The organism is Chelatococcus daeguensis (genome assembly GCF_001887265.1).
GTDB lineage: Bacteria > Pseudomonadota > Alphaproteobacteria > Rhizobiales > Beijerinckiaceae > Chelatococcus_A > Chelatococcus_A sambhunathii.
In genome coordinates this window covers 1,976,206-1,993,999 of the sequence record NZ_CP018095.1, presented here as the reverse complement: position 1 = coordinate 1,993,999, position 17,794 = coordinate 1,976,206, and the positions used below count along the sequence as shown (strand labels likewise).

The following is a 17,794-nucleotide window of genomic DNA, read 5'->3' as shown; positions in this document are numbered from 1 at the left end:
CCTGGCTTCAGGCCCGGGCAGCCACGCTTCCGCCTCGGCCGTAGACCTCCCGGGCCCGCTCCTCGAACGCTTCCGCGAACTTGTGGAAGGCGCGCTCGAAGACCGCGCCCATGACGAGGCCGAGCGCCATGCTCTTGAACTCGTAGGAAATGAAGAAATCCACCTCACAGCCACCATTATCAAGGTGATGGAAGGCCCAACGGTTCTCGAGATGACGGAAGGGCCCATCAACATATTCAACCAGGATGCGCATGCGCGGCCTGTCGAGAGTGACGCGGCTCGTGAAGGTCTCGCGGATAGCCTTGTAGCCGACTGTCATGTCGGCGACGAGGGTCTCCACCCCCTCGCCGCTGGCGGCGCGCCGGCGCACGCGCAGTGCCTCGCACAGCGGCAGGAATGCGGGGTAGCGTTCCACATCCGCCACGAGGTCGAACATCTGTGCCGGAGTGTGCGGCACGCGACGCTTGTTGCGAAATGACGGCATGATGCCCCGTCAGGCGCCCAGCTTGGCCGCGCGTGCCGCCTTCAGCCGCTCGAAATCCTCGCCGGCATGGTGCGAGGAGCGCGTCAGCGGGCTCGACGACACCATGAGGAAGCCCTTGGCATAGGCCGTCGTCTCATAGGCCTTGAACTCGTCCGGCGTGACGAAGCGGACGATCGGGTGGTGCTTCTTCGTCGGCTGCAGGTACTGGCCGACGGTGAGGAAGTCCACTTCCGCGGCCCTCAGGTCGTCCATGAGCTGCAGCACCTCGTTCCGCTCCTCGCCAAGGCCGACCATGATGCCGGACTTCGTGAAGATGGTCGGGTCGAGCTCCTTCACGCGCTGAAGGAGGCGCACCGAGTGGAAATAGCGTGCCCCGGGCCGTACCTTGAGGTATTTCGACGGCACTGTCTCGAGATTGTGGTTGAAAACGTCCGGCCGCGCCTTCACCACGACCTCGAGCGCGCCTTCCTTGCGCAGGAAATCCGGCGTCAGCACCTCGATGGTCGTCTTGGGCGAGCGGGCGCGGATGGCGGCGATGACCTCGGCAAAATGCTGCGCGCCGCCGTCGGCGAGATCGTCACGGTCGACCGAGGTGATGACGACGTGGCTGAGGCCGAGCTTCTCGACGGCCTTGGCGACGCCCTCCGGTTCCTCCCGGTCGAGCGGTTGGGGCATGCCGGTCTTGACGTTGCAGAAGGCGCAGGCGCGGGTGCAGGTGTCCCCCATGATCATGAAGGTCGCGTGCTTCTTCTCCCAGCACTCGCCGATATTGGGGCAGCCAGCCTCCTCGCAGACCGTCACGAGCTTGTTCTCGCGCACGATGCGATTGGTCTCGGCCCACTTGGGCGAACCCGGTGCCTTCACGCGGATCCAGTCCGGCTTGCGCATCACGGGCTGGTCCGGCCGATGGGCCTTTTCGGGGTGGCGCGGGCGTGGGTCGCGATTGAGCAGGTCGAGAACGACGGCCATCAGACATCTCCGCGGGGTCGCCCCTCGCGGACGACCTCTCTTGGTTATGTATTTGCAGGCCGTCTCGCAAGTAGGCAAGCCAGTTCGGGCGCGGCAAAGCGCCCTTCATCAAGGCACGGCTCCGCGCGCAGAATGTGCAATATCCTCCTCGCGCAGAACCTCAGGCGTTTCATGCGCGTGAAATCGCACGCTACCATCGCCGCCTGATCAGGCTGAGCAGGAACAGAAGCACAACGGCGCCGATCGTTGCCACGACGAGGCTGACCACCAGACTTCTGCCTGCCGGCATCAGGCCGAGCGCGCCGAGGATCGACGGCCCGATCAGGGCGCCGATGAGGCCGACGATGAGATTGGTGAGGAGACCGTGGTTGCGGTTCATCACCTTCTCGGCGATGAAGCCCGCCAGAATACCGATAAGAATGAGCCAGAGAAGATTGATGCCTTGAACTCCGAGAATACCGACCCCTTGCATGAATGCCCCCTTGCAATCGAGAAAAAGAGCGCAACCAAGGATCGCTCCTCTTCGCCTCGACAGCAAGGAGTCGGTACAAGTTCTGTACGCGCCGCTCATCGTGCGGCGCGCACGATCCTCAGACGTGAATGACGCGTCCGTAGGCGTCGAGCACGGATTCGTGCATCATCTCCGACAAGGTCGGGTGCGGGAAGACGGCGTGGATGAGCTCCTCCTCCGTCGTCTCCAGGTTCATGGCGATGACGAAGCCCTGGATGAGCTCCGTCACCTCCGCGCCGACCATGTGGGCACCGAGGAGGCGTCCGGTCTTCTTGTCGAAGATGGTCTTGACGAGGCCGTCCGGCTCGCCGAGAGCGATGGCCTTGCCGTTGCCGACGAAGGGGAAGCGGCCGACGCGCACATCGTAGCCCGCCTCCTTGGCCTTCGCCTCCGTGAGGCCGACGGACGCGACCTGCGGGTGGCAATAGGTGCAGCCCGGGATCATCGCCTTGTCCATGGCGTGCGTGGGCAGACCCTTGATGGTCTCGACGCAGATGACGCCTTCGTGCTCGGCCTTGTGGGCAAGCATCGGCGGGCCGGCGACGTCGCCGATGGCGTAGATGCCCGGAACGTTGGTGCGGCCCAGCCCGTCGGTGACGACGCAGCCGCGCTCCGTCTTCACCCCGAGCTTGTCGAGGCCGAGGTTCTCGATGTTGCCGACGACGCCGACGGCGGAGATGACGCGATCGACCGTGATCGTCTGCTTGGCGCCCTTCTCGTCCTCGATATGGGCGGTGACGCTGTCGGCCGCCTTGTCGAGCTTCGTCACCTTGGCGCCAGTCAGGATCTTGATGCCCTGCTTCTCGAAGCGCTTGCGCGCGACGCCGGCGATCTCCGCGTCCTCGACGGGCAGGATCTGCGGCAGCACCTCCACCACCGTGACCTCGGCGCCCATGGTGCGGTAGAAGGAGGCGAATTCGATGCCGATGGCGCCGGAGCCGACGACGAGCAGCGACTTCGGCATCTTCTCGGGCACCATGGCCTCGAAATAGGTCCACACCAGCTTCTTGTCCGGCTCGAGGCCGGGCAGCACGCGCGGGCGCGCGCCGGTGGCGACGATGATGTGCTTGGCCTGATAGGTGCCGGGCGGCTGCGCACCCTTGGGCGCCTCGATGGGCGCGCCCTGGACCGACTTCGTCGGCGCCTTGACGACGACCTCGCCCGGCTTGGTGATGTTGGCCTCGCCCCAGATGACGTCGACCTTGTTCTTCTTGAGCAGGAATCCGACGCCGGTGTTGAGCTGGCTGGAAACGCCGCGCGAGCGCTTCACCACCGCCGCCGTATCCACCTTCATCGCGCCCTCGAGCACGAGGCCGTAATCCTTGGCATGGGTGGCGTAGTGGTAGATCTCGGCCGAGCGCAGGAGTGCCTTGGTGGGGATGCATCCCCAGTTGAGGCAGATGCCGCCGAGGTGCTCGCGCTCGACCACCGCCGTCTTGAAGCCGAGCTGCGCCGCGCGGATGGCGGTGACGTAGCCGCCGGGACCGGCGCCGATGATGATGATGTCGTAGCTGGACATGTCAGGCTCTCTCCTCCCCTCCCTGCACGGGAGGGGATTGGTGGCGCTCGCGGCTCAGACCAGCAGCCCCATCGGATTCTCGATGAGCTGCTTGAAGGCGGCGATCAGTTCGGCACCGAGCGCGCCGTCGACGGCGCGGTGGTCGGTCGACAGCGTCACCGTCATCACCGTGGCGACGGCGGGCGCGTCATTCTTGACGATGACCCGCTTCTCACCCGCGCCGACGGCGAGGATGGTCGCGTGCGGCGGGTTGATGACGGCCGAGAAGTCCCGGATGCCGAACATGCCGAGGTTCGACACGGCGGTGGAGCCGCCCTGGTATTCCTCGGGCTTGAGCTTGCGGGCGCGGGCCCTCGCCGCGTAGTCCTTCATCTCGTTGGAGATGGTGGACAGCGATTTCGTCTCGGCCTTGCGCACCACGGGCGTGATAAGGCCGCCGGGGATCGAGACCGCAACGCCGACATCCGCCTGCTTGTGGCGCAGCATGGCGTTGTCCGTCCACGAGACGTTGGCGTCCGGCACGCGCATCAGCGACAGGGCCAGCGCCTTGATGACGAAGTCGTTGACCGAGACCTTGTAGGCGGGCTTGCCGTCCTTGTCCTTCGGCGCGGCGGCGTTGATCTGCTCGCGCAGCGTGAGCAGCGCGTCGAGCTCGCAATCCACCGACAGGTAGAAGTGCGGGATGGTCTGCTTCGATTCCGTCAGGCGGCGCGCAATCGTCTTGCGCATGGAATCGTGCGGCACCTCCTCGTAGGAGCCGGGCTCGAAGAGCTTCTTGATCTGCTCGTCGCCCATGCCGGCCGGAGCGGGCGCAGGTGCCGTCTTGGGGGCCGGGGCAGCAGCGGGGACGGCCGCTGCCGCGGGCTTGGCGCCGCCGGCGAGCGCGGATTTCACGTCCCGCTCGACGACGCGCCCGTGCGGGCCGGAACCGGCGATGGCGGCGATGTCGATCCCCGCCTCCTTCGCGAGGCGCCGCGCGAGCGGCGAGGCGAAGACGCGGTTGCCGTCGGCGACCGGCGCGGGGCCGGCCTTGGCGGCGGGGGCCGGCGCCTCGGCCCTGGTGGGCTCCACCTTGGGCTCTTCAGCCTTGGGCGCCTCGGCCTTGGCGGGCTCCTTGGCAGCTTCCTTAGGAGCTTCCTTGGTCGGCGCGCCGCCCGAGGCGGAAACCGCCTTCGGGTCCTCGCCCTCGGCGGCGAGAACGGCGATGACGTCGTTCACCGGCACGTCGCTGGTGCCCTCGGGCACCACGATCTTCGCCAGCACGCCCTCGTCGACGGCCTCCACCTCCATGGTGGCCTTGTCCGTCTCGATCTCGGCGAGGATGTCGCCGGACTTGACGGCATCCCCTTCCTTCTTGAGCCATTTGGCGAGATTGCCCTTCTCCATCGTCGGCGACAGGGCGGGCATCAGGATGTTGATCGGCATGGGCCCCTCCCCGCGTCAGGCGTAAGCGACGGCCTTGACCGCGGCGACCACCTCGGCCACCGACGGCAGGGCAAGCTTCTCGAGATTGGCGGCATAGGGCATCGGCACATCCTTGCCCGAAACGCGCAGCACCGGCGCGTCGAGATAGTCGAAAGCGCGCTCCATGACGCGGGCGGCTATCTCGGCGCCGACGCCGGACTGCTGCCAGCCCTCTTCCACCGTGACGCAGCGGCCTGTCTTCTTCACCGATTCAATGATGGTGTCGGTGTCCATCGGGCGGATGGTGCGCAGATCGATGACCTCGGCCTCGATACCCTCCCTCGCAAGCTCCTCGGCTGCCTTCAGGGCGTAGGTCATGCCGATGGACCAGGCGACGATGGTGACGTGCGACCCGGCACGGGCGATGCGCGCCTTGCCGATGGGCAGGACGTAGTCGTCGAGCTTCGGCACCTCGAAGCTGTGGCCGTAGAGGATCTCGTTCTCGAGGAAGATGACTGGATTGGGATCGCGGATCGCCGCCTTGAGCAGGCCCTTGGCGTCGGCCGCCGTATAAGGCGCGACGACCTTCAGGCCCGGGATGTGGCTGTACCAGGCGGCATAGTCCTGGCTGTGCTGGGCCGCGACGCGGGCGGCGGCGCCGTTGGGGCCACGAAAGACGATGGGGCAGCCGAGCTGGCCGCCCGACATGTAGAGCGTCTTCGCCGCCGAGTTGATGATCTGGTCGATCGCCTGCATGGCGAAGTTGAAGGTCATGAACTCGACGATCGGCTTGAGGCCCGTGAAGGCCGCCCCGACGCCGAGGCCGGCGAAGCCGTGCTCGGTGATCGGCGTGTCGACCACGCGGTCGGCGCCGAACTCCTGCAGGAGGCCCTGCGTGACCTTGTAGGCGCCCTGGTATTCGGCGACCTCCTCGCCCATGACGAAAACGGCCTCGTCGCGGCGCATTTCCTCGGCCATGGCGTCGCGCAGCGCCTCACGCACCGTCATCTTCACCATCTCGGTGCCGGCGGGCACCTCGGGATCGGGCTGGGCACTCACCACCGGGGGGGCCGCGACGGCCGAGACGGGGGCCTCGTGCTGCTTGGCCGAGACCTGCGGCGCCTCGCCGGCCGGCGCCTGCGCAGGCGCCGCGGGCGTGGCAGCGGTGCTGTTGGCGACGCTGCCGGCATCCTCGCCCTCGCCGGCGATGACGGCGATCGGCGTATTGACGGCCACGTCCTCGGTGCCTTCGCCGACGAGGATCTTGGCGAGGACGCCCTCGTCGACGGCCTCCACCTCCATGGTGGCCTTGTCCGTCTCGATCTCGGCGATCACGTCGCCGGACTTGACGCTGTCACCTTCCTTCTTGAGCCATTTGGACAGTTTGCCGCTCTCCATCGTGGGGGACAGCGCGGGCATCAGGATATCGATGGGCATGGGGCGATCTCGGAGCAAAGCATTGCGGGCGATCGAAGCGGCGGCTCTACCCCGCCCGGCCGCATCCGCACCGGGCGGACACGGCGACGGGGCGGCCGGCCCTACTTCAGGATGTCGGTGTAGAGCTCGGTGACGTCGGGCTCGGGATCGTTCGTGGCGAACTCGGCCGCCTCGTTGACGATCTCACGCACCTTGGCGTCGACAGCCTTCAGTTCGTCCTCGCTGAGCTTCCACTGATCGATGAGGCGGCGACGCACCTGCTCGATCGGATCATGCTCCTCGCGCATGCGCTGCACCTCGTCCTTCGAGCGATACTTCGCCGGATCGGACATGGAGTGGCCGCGGTAGCGGTAGGTCTGCATTTCCAGGATGTAGGGACCCTTGCCGGACCGGGCCCATTCGATGGCGCGCTCGCCGGCAGCCATGACGGCACGCACGTCCATGCCGTCCACCTGCTCGCCGGGAATGTTGAAGGAGGCGCCGCGCTTGGAGAAATCGGTCTGCGCGGAGGCGCGAGAGACCGAGGTGCCCATGGCGTAGCGGTTGTTCTCGATGACGAAGACCACCGGCAGCTTCCACAGCTCGGCCATGTTGAAGCTCTCGTACACCTGGCCCTGGTTGGCGGCGCCGTCGCCGAAATAGGTCAGGCAGACGTTGCCGTTCTTGCGGTAGCGGTTGGCGAAGGCGATGCCGGTGCCGAGCGAGACCTGGGCGCCGACGATGCCATGCCCACCGTAGAAGTGCTTCTCCTTGGAGAACATGTGCATCGAGCCACCCTTGCCCTTGGAGTATCCTCCGCGGCGGCCGGTGAGCTCGGCCATGACGCCCTTCGAATCCATGCCGCAGGCCAGCATGTGGCCGTGGTCACGATAGCCGGTGATGACCTGGTCGCCTTCCTTCGTGGCCATCTGCATGCCGACGACCACGGCCTCCTGGCCGATGTAGAGGTGGCAGAAGCCGCCGATGAGGCCCATGCCGTACATCTGCCCCGCCTTCTCCTCGAAGCGGCGGATCAGCAACATTTCGCGATAGGCGAAGAGATCCTGTTCCTTCGTGAAGCCCGCCGCGCCCTTCTTCGGAGCCTGCGACTGCGTCTTTCTTGCAGTACGCGATTTTGCGGCAGATGGGGCGGCATCCGAGCGCGATGCCTTACGAGCGGCTACAGCCATGAACATCCTCCCAACGGGGTTGTTGAGCGGTGTTGTAGCGCAGCCGCGCGCCGAAGGCGAGCCCCATCGGCACAGGATAAATGGATACGTTTGAAACTAACCGGCTGATATCAGTGTCGTTTTTTCAGTTAACCCGACTCCGGTTAAGCAACCTCGACTACCCGCCGTAGCGACTTTTCCGCACGCCTTCAGTGCTTCTGGGCCGGCAACATCACGACGACATCGTTGGGATGCACGAAACCGAGCTCTTCACGCGCCAGTTCCTCTAGAATGTCCCGATCCACCGACTGGGCGCGCATGAGGGCGATGCGTGTCTCCCACTCGCCGCGCCGTTCCTTCAAGTCTGCAAGCTCGCCCTTGAGCTCCGCGATTTCCGCCTCGAACGACTGTCTGGCCTCGAGCCCGCGCGCGCCGCTGTGCGCGTGGACGACGAAATAGCCGACCACCGCGCTCGATACACCGTAGAGCACGAGCGGGATGAGGACCGAGCGAAGGCGTTTGCGAATGACCATGGAGCGAGCATGGAAGCCCACGGTTAAGGATACATTAAGGGCCAGTACCCCGGAAAGCGCGCTGTTCCCTCCCCCTTAGCGGGGAGGATTAGGGAGGGGGGAGCGCACGTAGGACGAAATGCGCCATGTGTCTCGTCAAGACCCCTACCCCTACCCCTCCCCGCAAGGGGGAGGGGAACATCGGCGATCCTTACCTCAGCGGCGCGCCTTCAGCGCCGTGCGGCCCGCGTAGACCGCCTGCTTGCCGAGCTCTTCCTCGATGCGAATGAGCTGGTTGTATTTGGCGAGCCGGTCGGAACGGGCGAGCGAGCCGGTCTTGATCTGCCCGCAGTTGGTCGCGACGGCGAGATCGGCGATGGTCGCGTCCTCCGTCTCGCCGGAGCGGTGCGACATCACGGCCGTGTAGCCGGCACGGTGAGCCATGTCGACGGCGGCGAGCGTCTCGGTGAGCGAGCCGATCTGGTTGACCTTGACGAGGATGGAATTGGCCGTGCCCTTCGCGATGCCTTCTGCAAGGCGCTTGACGTTGGTGACGAAGAGATCGTCGCCGACGAGCTGGCACCTCGCTCCGATGAGATCGGTCAGGGCCTTCCAGCCCGCCCAGTCATCCTCGGCCATGCCGTCCTCGATCGAGGCGATCGGATAATCGGCGACGAGCTTGGCGAGATACTTCGCCTGGGCCTCGGGATCGCGCGTCGTGCCCTCGCCCTCGTAGACATAGGCGCCGTTCTTGAAGAACTCGGTAGCGGCGCAGTCGAGCGCCAGCATCACATCCTCGCCAGGCTTGTAGCCCGCGGCCTCGATGGCCTTCATGACGAAATCGAGCGCGGCCTCCGCCGACGGCAGGTTGGGCGCGAAGCCGCCCTCGTCGCCGACATTGGTGTTGTGGCCAGCGTCCTTCAGCGCCTTCTTGAGCGTATGAAAGATCTCCGAGCCGGTGCGCACCGCATCCGCGAAGGTCGGTGCGCCGACCGGCATGACCATGAATTCCTGGAAGTCGATGGGATTGTCGGCATGGGCACCGCCGTTGACGATGTTCATCATCGGCACCGGAAGGAGGCGCGCCGAGGTGCCGCCGACATAGCGATAGAGCGGCAGGCCGGCTGCTTCGGCGGCTGCCTTGGCCACGGCGAGCGAGACGCCGAGGATGGCGTTGGCGCCGAGCTTGGCCTTGTTCGGCGTGCCGTCGAGAGCAATCATCGTCTCGTCGATCTTGACCTGGTCCTCGGCGTCCATGCCGCCGAGGGCGTCGAAGATGTCGCCGTTGACCGCGGCCACAGCCTTGCGGACGCCCTTGCCGCCGTAGCGGCTCTTGTCGCCGTCGCGCAGCTCCACCGCCTCGTGGGCGCCGGTCGAGGCGCCGGACGGCACGGCGGCGCGGCCCATGGAGCCGTCCTCGAGGATCACGTCGACTTCCACCGTCGGGTTGCCGCGGCTGTCGAGGATCTCGCGGGCGACGATGTCGATAATGGCGGTCATGGGGCTCTTTCTCCCTGGCTCGTCACGGGGCTCTGCCGTGGCTCCGGCTTTTAGAGCATCGCGTGGAACAGTGGCAATCGGCTGGCGGCTCCCCATCGATCGGCGAAGGCGGCAGGATGCATTTTTTCTTGCGCCGGCGCGACACTGGTGCGACAGCCCTCCCCGCGGGGGCATGAGGACGACACGAGGATCGACATATGGCGCAACAGCACGAATCGCTGCAGCTGGGCAAGCCGGCGTCCCTGCCCGCCTCGCCCGAGGAGGCGGTGCTCGACCGTGTGCCGAACCCGCATCCCGACACGGATTACGTGGCGCGCTTCACCTGCCCCGAGTTCACCTCGATCTGCCCGGTCACCGGCCAGCCGGACTTCGGCATCGTCGTCATCGACTATGTTCCAGGGGAGTGGCTGGTCGAATCGAAGTCGTTGAAGCTGTTCATGTTCTCCTTCCGCAACCACGGCGCCTTCCACGAGGACTGCACGGTCTACATCGGCAAGCGGCTGTCGGAGCTGCTCGTACCGCGCTGGATGCGCGTGGGCGGCTACTGGTTCCCGCGTGGCGGCATCCCGATCGACGTCTTCTGGCAGACCGGCGCGCCGCCTGCGGGCCTCTTTTTGCCCGACCAGGGCGTGCCGCCCTACCGCCCGCGCGGCTGAGCGCCGGCCAGCGCCGCGACGAGACGCGCCATTTCCGCGGCGGGATCCGCCGCCCGCATAATGGAGCCCATGACGGCGATGCCGGCGGCGCCTGCGGCGAGGCAGACGCCCACATTGGCGGCGGCGATGCCGCCGACGGCGATCACGGGCACGGGGCTGGCGCGGACGATGGCGGCAAGACCCTCGACGCCCAGCGCCGGGCCGTAGCCGGGCTTGCTCGCGGTTTCGGCGAAGGGGCCGGCAATCACGTAGTCGACGGTCCCGGGGTTGAGCGTGTGCGCTTCGTCAGGCGAGTGGACGGACATGCCGATCAGCGTATGGGGAGCACCCGTAAAGCCTGGCACGCCCTGCTCCCCTCCCCCTTGCAGGGAGGGGCTGGGGGTGGGGGGCGCGCCGAGGGGTGCCGGCGGCTCGCCAGGCGGCATCACCCCCCTCCCCAACCCTCCCCCGCAAGGGGGGAGGGAGTATGCCCGGCCCAGCCTCTCTCTTGTTCCGCGCGCGTCGCCGCCGGCCGCCAGATGCACGCCGTCGAGCCCGGCCTGCCGCGCCACCTCCACCGAGCCATGCGCCGTCAAACAGAGATCGTCTGGCAGCGCATCCCTCAAGCGCAGCGCCAGAGCGACCTGCTCGTCTTCCGTCAGATCCTTCTCCCGCAGGCTCACCCAGCGGCAGCCGCCGGCGACCGCTGCGCAGACGATGGCGACAAGCTCACCCCTCGCCTGCCGGCGATCGGTGACGAGCAGCAGCGGCGGCTGCGGCAGGGCCACGGATCAGGATCCGACGAGGCCGAACTGCGGGCTCGACGGCTCGGCATAGCGGCGCCTGGGGATACGCCCGGCCCGGTAGGCGACCCGGCCCGCCTCGACGGCATGGCGCATGGCGCGCGCCATGGCGACGGGATCGTTCGCCCTCGATACCGCCGTGTTGAGGAGAACCGCGGCGCAGCCCAGCTCCATGGCGAGCGCCGCATCCGAGGCCGTGCCGATGCCGGCGTCGAGCACCACCGGCACGGGCGAGCGCGCCGTGATGAGCTCGATGAGATGCGGATTGGCGATGCCAAGGCCAGAACCGATGGGCGAGCCAAGCGGCATGACCGCGGCGGCGCCGAGATCGGCGAGCTTGCGGCAGGTGACGGGATCGTCGTTGCAATAGACCATGACGACGAAGCCCTTGCGCACCAGTTCGTCCGTGGCGCTGAGGAGTTCCTCGACGTCCGGGTAGAGCAGTTCCCGGTCGCCGATGATCTCGAGCTTTACCCAGTTCGTCTCCAGCGCCTCGCGCGCCAGTTCGGCCGTCAGGACGGCGTCGCGCGCCGTCTGGCAGCCGGCCGTGTTCGGCAGGAGGTCGGCACGGCCGGCGATGAGGTCGACGAGCCCCTCCTCCGGGTTCGACAGGTCGAGCCGGCGGATGGAGGCGGTGACGAGCTCGGTGCCGCTCGCGGCAATCGCGTCCAACATCACCTTCTGGTTGGGATAGCCGGCCGTGCCGAGGAACAGCCGGGAGGAAAAGCTGCGCCCCGCGATGACGAGCGGGTCGGCCGCGCGCGGGCCCTGTTCGACGACGTTCATCTCAACCTCCCTGGCGTGCGTGGACGATCTCGATCCTGTCGCCCTCGTTCAGGTGCTCGTCCTGCCACTGCGCGCGTGGCACGACCGCGCCGTTGAGCGCGACCGCGAGGCCGCGGCCGGCCGGGTCGATGCCGCGCTGCGAGAGAAATTCGGCGATCGTTGCGGCCGCCAGCGGCTCGTCCGCGCCGTTGACGCGGATGCGCGGCAGCGCGACGGAGGATGCTTTCGTCATGACGAAACCTCGCTCGGCGCATCGGCGCGCGCCTGAAAGCGCGCAAGGGTGAAGGGGCGCGCCACATCGGCGAGCCGCCCGTTGAGGACATGGTCGGCGACCACGGCGGCGGTGACCGGCGTGAGCAGGATGCCGTTGCGGTGGTGGCCGGTGGCGTAGACGAGGCCCGCAAGCTCACCCGGTCCGAGGATCGGCGCGTCGTCGCGGCTGCCGGGCCTGAGGCCGGCCCAGGTCTCGGCGATCGGCAGTTCCTCGACGACCGGCAGGGCCCGCCAGGCGGCGTCGAGGAGCGCGAGGAGGCCGCCGGCCGTCATGCGGGTGTCGAACCCCTTCTCCTCCACCGTGGCGCCGATGATGAGGCGCCCGTCGCGGCGCGGCACGAGATAGGCGCCCGGCACCCAGGTCACATGGCTGAGGACGGGTGCAGCCGGATCCATCTGCAACGCCACAAGCTGGCCCTTGACCGGCCGCACCGGCGGCAGGGCGGCGCGCGGCAGGCCGGCGATGCGCCGCGACCAGGCACCGGCGGCAAGGATGACGACGTCGGCATCGATCCGCCGGCCGCGGGCGACAACGCCGCGCGCCCGTCCGTCTTCGACGATGACCGATTCGACCGGACTGTCCTCGTGGATCGCCGCGCCGGCCCGCCCGGCAGCCACATGCAGGGCGGCGGCCAGCTTGCGGTTGTCGACCTGATGGTCCTCGGGACTCCACAGGCCGCCGACGATACCGGGGCTGAGGAACGGCTCGCGGCGCCGCACCTCGGCGGCATCGAGCCACGACACGGGCAGGCCGAGCCGTTCCTGCAAGGCGAGGTGGTGCCACAGCCGCGCCTGGTCGTCGGCCGAGAAGGCACAGACGAGCGTGCCTTCGGTGCGCAGATCGACGGCAAGGCCGCTCGCCGCCTCCAGTTCTCGGGCAAAGTCGGGCCACAGCGCCTGGCTCGCGCGGTTGAGGAACAGCAGCTGCTCCTCGCCCGGCTCCACCTCGGCGCAGGCGGCCAGCATGCCTGCGGCGGCATGGCTCGCGCCCGTACCGCAGCGGCCTGCCTCGAAAAGAATGACGTCGACACCCCGCACGGCGAGGCGCCAGGCGATGGAGAGGCCGATGACACCTCCGCCGATGATGATGACTTTATCCGGTCGCGATGATGCTTCTGCGCTCACCGGCTGCTCCCTACGCTGGCATGATCCAGACAGGTTCGATGGGTGTGATCTCAGCCGCACTGCCGTGCGGCACCCCAGGCCGACGTGTCATATACACGACAAAAAGCGCGCCGCTGCAAGTCCGGTAATGACTGCCCGGCAGCGGCGCGCTTCTCACAAGGCGAATCAGTTTTTCAGGATAACCTCAGCGGGCAGCCCGCTTCTTTGCCAGGACGTCGAAGGCCTTCAGTTCCGCCAGAAGGCCCTCCATCTCCTTCAGCGGCACCATGTTGGGGCCGTCGGACGGCGCACGGTCCGGGTCCTCGTGGCTCTCGATGAAGAGGCCGGCGACGCCGACGGCCACGGCTGCGCGTGCCAGCACCGGCACGAACTCGCGCTGCCCGCCGGAGGACGTGCCCTTGCCGCCGGGCTGCTGCACCGAGTGGGTGGCGTCAAAGATGACGGGTGCGCCCGTCGTCCCGGCCATGATGGGCAGCGCCCGCATGTCCGAGACGAGCGCATTGTAGCCGAAGGAGACGCCGCGCTCCGTCACCAGCACGTCGGGATTGCCAGCACCCGTGACCTTGGCGACGACGTTCGCCATGTCCCAAGGCGCGAGGAACTGGCCCTTCTTGACGTTGACCGCCCGGCCCGTCTTTGCGGCCGCGACGAGGAGGTCCGTCTGCCGGCAGAGGAAAGCCGGGATCTGCAGCACGTCAACCGCCTCCGCGACAGGTGCGCACTGGGCCGCATCATGCACGTCGGTCAGCACCGGCAGGCCGAGGCTCTCGCGGATCTCGGCGAATATCGGAAGGGCGGCCGCAAGGCCGACGCCGCGGGCTGCGCCGGCGGAGGTGCGGTTGGCCTTGTCGAAGGAGGTCTTGAAGACGAGGCCGAGTCCGAGTCGGGTGCAGATCTCCTTCAGCGCCATCGCCATCTCCAGCGCGTGGCCACGGCTCTCAAGCTGGCACGGCCCTGCGATGATCGACAGCGGCAGGTGGTTGCCGAAGGAGACGTTGCCGATCTTGACGGTTGCGTTGGCGCTCATGTTTCCCGCCCGGAAAGGTGAAGAACGGCGCTCGATGGCGCAGGAGAAAGGCCGAATTGCGTCCGCCCGCCTCTGAAGGTCATTCAGAACGTCATCGCACCGGCATTAAGGATGCCGGCGGCCAGCGAAGCCGCCCCGAGAAAGAGCGCGGCCGCGATCTCGTTGTTGGCGATGCGCTGCGACAGGTTTGGCATCGCGAGGCGCACGAGCCAGTAGGCGCTGATCTGCACGATCATGGCGACGAGGCCCCAGACCACGAGGTCCGGCCAGGTGCGCGCGTGCACCACGGCGCTCGACAGCGGCAGCGCGAAGCCGACGATGCTGAGCCCGAGGGACAGGCTGGCCGCCGCGACGTCGCGGCGGATGAGCGCGAATTCGTTGTGCGCGGTGATGAAGGTGTAGATGCCGATGTAGACGAGGACAAGGACGAGCGCGATGAGGTAGTCGACCAGAAAATCCGGCAGATTGTTGATCGATTCAAACACCATCGGCGCCCCCAGCCCCGTTTCCTTGCCGCCAGCCCGTGCGATGAATTGTCAGACGAGACGACTCTGCTCCAGGGCCGCCGCGACGAAGCTCTTGAAGAGCGGATGCGGCTCGAAGGGCCGCGACTTCAGCTCCGGATGGAACTGCACGCCGATGAACCAGGGATGACCGGCAAGCTCGACGATCTCCGGCAGGAGCCCATCCGGCGAGACGCCCGAGAAGACCAGGCCCTTCTCTTCCAGGCGCTGGCGATATGCCATGTTCACCTCGTAGCGGTGGCGGTGGCGCTCGGAAATCTGGGTGCGGCCGTAGATGTTGGCCACCTTGCTGCCTGGCGTGAGCTGGGCCTCGTAGGCGCCGAGGCGCATCGTGCCACCGAGGTCGCCCTCGGCCGACCGCCGCTCGAGCTCGTTGCCCTTCAGCCATTCTGTCAGGATGCCGACGACCGGCTCGCTCGTCGGCCCGAATTCGGTCGAGCTTGCGGCGTTTACGCCGGCAAGCGAGCGCGTCGCCTCGATCACCGCCATCTGCATGCCGAAGCAGATGCCGAAATAGGGTAGCCTGCGCTCACGAGCGAAGGCGGCTGCCCTGATCTTGCCCTCGGCGCCGCGATAGCCGAATCCGCCGGGCACGAGGATGCCGTGCACGTGCTCCAGGAACGGCGCCGGATCCTCGCGCTCGAAGATCTCGCTTTCGATCCAGTCGAGGTTGACCTTTACGCGATTGGCGATGCCGCCGTGCTGCAGCGCCTCGATGAGCGACTTGTAGGCATCCTTGAGGCCGGTGTACTTGCCAACAATGGCGATGGTCACCTCGCCCTCGGGCGTGCGCACGCGCTCGGAGATTGCCTTCCAGCGCGAGATGTCGGGCGCCGGCGCCCCCTCGATGCCGAAGGCGGCGAGCACCTCGTCATCCAGCCCTTCCTCGTGATAGGCGATGGGGACGTCATAAATGGAGGAGACGTCGCGCGCCTCGATCACGGCGCTCTCACGCACGTTGCAGAAGAGCGAGAGCTTTCTCCGCTCCTCCTTCGGGATCGGCCGATCGGTGCGGCAAAGCAGGATGTGCGGCTGGATGCCGATGGAGCGCAGCTCCGCCACCGAGTGCTGAGTCGGCTTCGTCTTCAGCTCCCCGGCCGAGGGGATGAAGGGCAGCAGCGTGAGGTGCACGAAAATGGCGTGATTGCGCGGCAGTTCCTGGCCAAGCTGGCGGATCGCCTCGAGGAACGGCTGGCTCTCGATGTCGCCCACCGTGCCGCCGATCTCGACGAGGACGAAATCGTAGTCCTCGTTGCCGCGCATGGCGAATTCCTTGATGGCGTTCGTCACGTGCGGAATGACCTGGATGGTGGCGCCGAGATAGTCGCCGCGCCGCTCCTTGGTCAGGATGTCGAGATAGATGCGGCCCGTCGTGATGTTGTCGTCACGGGTGCACGGGCGCCCGGTGAAGCGCTCGTAGTGGCCGAGGTCGAGGTCCGTCTCCGCGCCGTCGTCGGTCACGAAGACCTCGCCGTGCTGGTAGGGGCTCATCGTGCCCGGATCGACGTTGAGATAGGGGTCGAGCTTGCGCAGCCGAACCTTGTAACCACGCGCTTGAAGGAGCGCACCGAGGGCCGCCGAAGCAAGACCCTTGCCCAGGGACGACACCACGCCGCCGGTGATGAAAACGTATCGTGCCATGGGGACTCTCGTTTACTCCGAACTGTGCGATTCGGGAATGCGACTCGTGCAAGCGGCAACCGGAATCAACAAAGGCTTGTCCGCCACGCACCGACCTGCTGCGCGCGCCGCGCGTCCTGCAAGCTCCGTTCCACAAAAGGAGAGGGCCGGAAGCCCGGCCCTCGCTGTTGCCGATTATTGTGAGGTCGGCACCTGCGGCCCGGCCGGCGGGGCCGGCGGCTGCTGTGCCGGTGCTTGGCCTGCGTCTTGCGCCGGCCCGCCCTGCAGGCGCTGCAACTCCTCGAGCACACCGGGGCCGGAGGTTGGCGCGGCAGGCCCGTTCTGGCCGGCACCGGGCGCGACGCGGTCGATGACGGAGCTCGGCGCCCCCTGGTAGCCGGCAAGCACGGACAGGAGCAGGCTCGTCGCGAAGAAGGCGGCAGCGAGAATCGCTGTCGTGCGCGTCAGCACGTTGGCCTGGCCGCGGCCGGTCATGAAGCCGGAGACGCCGCCCCCACCCATGCCGAGGCCTCCGCCTTCGGAGCGCTGGAGCAGCACGACGCCGACGAGCGCCAGCACGATGATGAGATGAACGACGATGAGGACGGTCAGCATGCTCTGTTCCAGAGCCGCGCGGCAGCGAGCCAGGCGCGGCGGCAAACTCAATTGGCGCGGCCTTTAGCACAGCCCGCGCCGCGGATCAAAGGACGCATCGCCGCGTCTGCGGACGATCACTCCCTCACGCCATATAGGCACGCGCGATCGCCAGGAAATCCTCCGCGACGAGGCTGGCGCCGCCGACGAGAGCACCGTCGACCTCGGCGACGCCGAGGAGCTCGCGCGCATTGCCCGGCTTGACCGAGCCGCCGTAGAGCAGGCGCATGTTGCGGCCGGCCGCGCCGAAGCGGTCGACGAGGCTCTGGCGGATGAAGCCGTGCATCTCGGCGACGTCGACAACCGTAGGCGTCAGCCCGGTGCCGATGGCCCAAACCGGCTCGTAGGCCACAACCACCGGCTCGCGCGCCGCTTCCTCGGGCATCGACCCGGCAAGCTGGGCGCCGACGACCGCCAGCGCACGACCGGCGTCGCGCTCCTCGCGCGTCTCGCCCACGCAGACGATCGGCGTCAGCCCCGCCGTGATCGCGGCCCGGGCCTTGGCCTTGACCATCTCGTCGGTTTCACGGTGGTCCGTGCGCCGTTCCGAATGACCGACGATGACGTAGCTCGCGCCGACGTCGGCCAGCATCGCCGCCGAGAGGTCGCCGGTATGCGCGCCGTGGGTGGCGGCATGGCAGTCCTGCCCGCCGACCTTGACGGGCGTGCCGACGGCCGCGACGGCAAAGACATAGGTCAGCGTCGCCGGCGCGCAGACGAGGAGGTCGACCTTGCTGCGCAGGCCGGCGTCGTAACCCTCGAGAATCGCGCTGAAGGTCTCGGTGGCGGCTCGCGTGCCGTTCATCTTCCAGTTGCCCGCCACGAGCGGGCGCGGTCGTTCCGTCGTCATCCGTCCTGCCTCC

At 67.5% G+C, this 17,794-nt stretch carries 19 protein-coding genes and 1 riboswitch; of the genes, 1 reads left to right on the top strand and 18 read right to left on the bottom strand.

Annotation, left to right across the window (positions count from 1 at the left end):
* Window positions 1–7: 7 nt before the first annotated feature.
* The 9 genes from BOQ54_RS09490 to eno form a co-directional block, all read right to left on the bottom strand.
* Window positions 8–484: a type II toxin-antitoxin system RatA family toxin gene (locus BOQ54_RS09490; RefSeq protein WP_063186341.1), complete on the bottom strand. Its 477-nt coding sequence runs from the start codon at window positions 482–484 to the stop codon at window positions 8–10.
* A gap of 9 nt (window positions 485–493) precedes the next feature.
* A complete protein-coding gene (lipA, locus tag BOQ54_RS09485) occupies window positions 494–1,453 on the bottom strand; it encodes a lipoyl synthase (protein ID WP_063186339.1) in 960 nt (319 codons plus the stop codon).
* A gap of 190 nt (window positions 1,454–1,643) precedes the next feature.
* Window positions 1,644–2,024 (bottom strand): GlsB/YeaQ/YmgE family stress response membrane protein, encoded by a 381-nt coding sequence (locus tag BOQ54_RS09480; protein ID WP_245316180.1) that lies wholly within the window; start codon window positions 2,022–2,024, stop codon window positions 1,644–1,646.
* A 19-nt stretch (window positions 2,025–2,043) separates the two neighbouring features.
* On the bottom strand, window positions 2,044–3,483 hold the full coding sequence (lpdA, locus tag BOQ54_RS09475; protein WP_071923775.1) for a dihydrolipoyl dehydrogenase: 1,440 nt from the start codon (window positions 3,481–3,483) through the stop codon (window positions 2,044–2,046).
* Between the two features lie 54 nt (window positions 3,484–3,537).
* Entirely contained in the window at window positions 3,538–4,908 is a 1,371-nt protein-coding gene (locus tag BOQ54_RS09470) for a pyruvate dehydrogenase complex dihydrolipoamide acetyltransferase (RefSeq protein ID WP_071923774.1), read from the bottom strand.
* 15 nt (window positions 4,909–4,923) lie between these two features.
* Complete coding sequence (locus BOQ54_RS09465; RefSeq protein ID WP_063186331.1) at window positions 4,924–6,324, bottom strand: pyruvate dehydrogenase complex E1 component subunit beta; 1,401 nt, start codon at window positions 6,322–6,324, stop codon at window positions 4,924–4,926.
* Window positions 6,325–6,425: 101 nt separating this feature from the next.
* Entirely contained in the window at window positions 6,426–7,493 is a 1,068-nt protein-coding gene (gene pdhA, locus BOQ54_RS09460; protein WP_055458292.1) for a pyruvate dehydrogenase (acetyl-transferring) E1 component subunit alpha, read from the bottom strand.
* 188 nt (window positions 7,494–7,681) lie between these two features.
* Window positions 7,682–8,005, bottom strand: a complete 324-nt coding sequence (locus BOQ54_RS09455) for an FtsB family cell division protein (protein ID WP_055458293.1) — start codon at window positions 8,003–8,005, stop codon at window positions 7,682–7,684.
* Window positions 8,006–8,200: 195 nt separating this feature from the next.
* Window positions 8,201–9,484 carry a phosphopyruvate hydratase gene (eno, locus tag BOQ54_RS09450; RefSeq protein WP_063186329.1) on the bottom strand — a complete coding sequence of 428 codons (1,284 nt, stop codon included), beginning with the start codon at window positions 9,482–9,484 and terminating at the stop codon, window positions 8,201–8,203.
* A gap of 197 nt (window positions 9,485–9,681) precedes the next feature.
* On the opposite strand from eno, the gene queF reads away from it, so the two are divergent.
* Complete coding sequence (gene queF, locus BOQ54_RS09445; RefSeq protein WP_055458295.1) at window positions 9,682–10,140, top strand: preQ(1) synthase; 459 nt, start codon at window positions 9,682–9,684, stop codon at window positions 10,138–10,140.
* Here the strand turns inward: queF and BOQ54_RS20160 are convergent.
* From BOQ54_RS20160 to tpiA, 9 genes are all read right to left on the bottom strand, one after another.
* On the bottom strand, window positions 10,122–10,907 hold the full coding sequence (locus tag BOQ54_RS20160) for a thiamine phosphate synthase (protein ID WP_071923773.1): 786 nt from the start codon (window positions 10,905–10,907) through the stop codon (window positions 10,122–10,124). The two genes, queF and BOQ54_RS20160, sit on opposite strands and share 19 nt — an antisense overlap.
* 3 nt (window positions 10,908–10,910) lie before the next feature.
* On the bottom strand, window positions 10,911–11,708 hold the full coding sequence (locus tag BOQ54_RS09435) for a thiazole synthase (protein WP_071923772.1): 798 nt from the start codon (window positions 11,706–11,708) through the stop codon (window positions 10,911–10,913).
* Window position 11,709: 1 nt separating this feature from the next.
* Window positions 11,710–11,940 carry a sulfur carrier protein ThiS gene (gene thiS, locus BOQ54_RS09430; protein ID WP_063186323.1) on the bottom strand — a complete coding sequence of 77 codons (231 nt, stop codon included), beginning with the start codon at window positions 11,938–11,940 and terminating at the stop codon, window positions 11,710–11,712.
* A complete protein-coding gene (gene thiO, locus BOQ54_RS09425) occupies window positions 11,937–13,106 on the bottom strand; it encodes a glycine oxidase ThiO (protein WP_071924458.1) in 1,170 nt (389 codons plus the stop codon). The genes thiS and thiO overlap by 4 nt, the downstream gene beginning before the upstream one ends.
* Window positions 13,095–13,193: riboswitch (TPP riboswitch) on the bottom strand. Its footprint overlaps the gene before it by 12 nt.
* A 97-nt stretch (window positions 13,194–13,290) precedes the next feature.
* Window positions 13,291–14,133: a 3-deoxy-8-phosphooctulonate synthase gene (kdsA, locus tag BOQ54_RS09420; RefSeq protein WP_071923771.1), complete on the bottom strand. Its 843-nt coding sequence runs from the start codon at window positions 14,131–14,133 to the stop codon at window positions 13,291–13,293.
* An 83-nt stretch (window positions 14,134–14,216) separates the two neighbouring features.
* Window positions 14,217–14,621, bottom strand: a complete 405-nt coding sequence (locus BOQ54_RS09415; RefSeq protein WP_019403639.1) for a DUF350 domain-containing protein — start codon at window positions 14,619–14,621, stop codon at window positions 14,217–14,219.
* 48 nt (window positions 14,622–14,669) lie between these two features.
* On the bottom strand, window positions 14,670–16,298 hold the full coding sequence (locus BOQ54_RS09410; protein ID WP_071923770.1) for a CTP synthase: 1,629 nt from the start codon (window positions 16,296–16,298) through the stop codon (window positions 14,670–14,672).
* 174 nt (window positions 16,299–16,472) lie between these two features.
* Complete coding sequence (secG, locus tag BOQ54_RS09405) at window positions 16,473–16,892, bottom strand: preprotein translocase subunit SecG (RefSeq protein ID WP_055458302.1); 420 nt, start codon at window positions 16,890–16,892, stop codon at window positions 16,473–16,475.
* A gap of 124 nt (window positions 16,893–17,016) precedes the next feature.
* Entirely contained in the window at window positions 17,017–17,781 is a 765-nt protein-coding gene (gene tpiA / locus BOQ54_RS09400; RefSeq protein ID WP_071923769.1) for a triose-phosphate isomerase, read from the bottom strand.
* Between the last annotated feature and the right edge of the window lie 13 nt (window positions 17,782–17,794).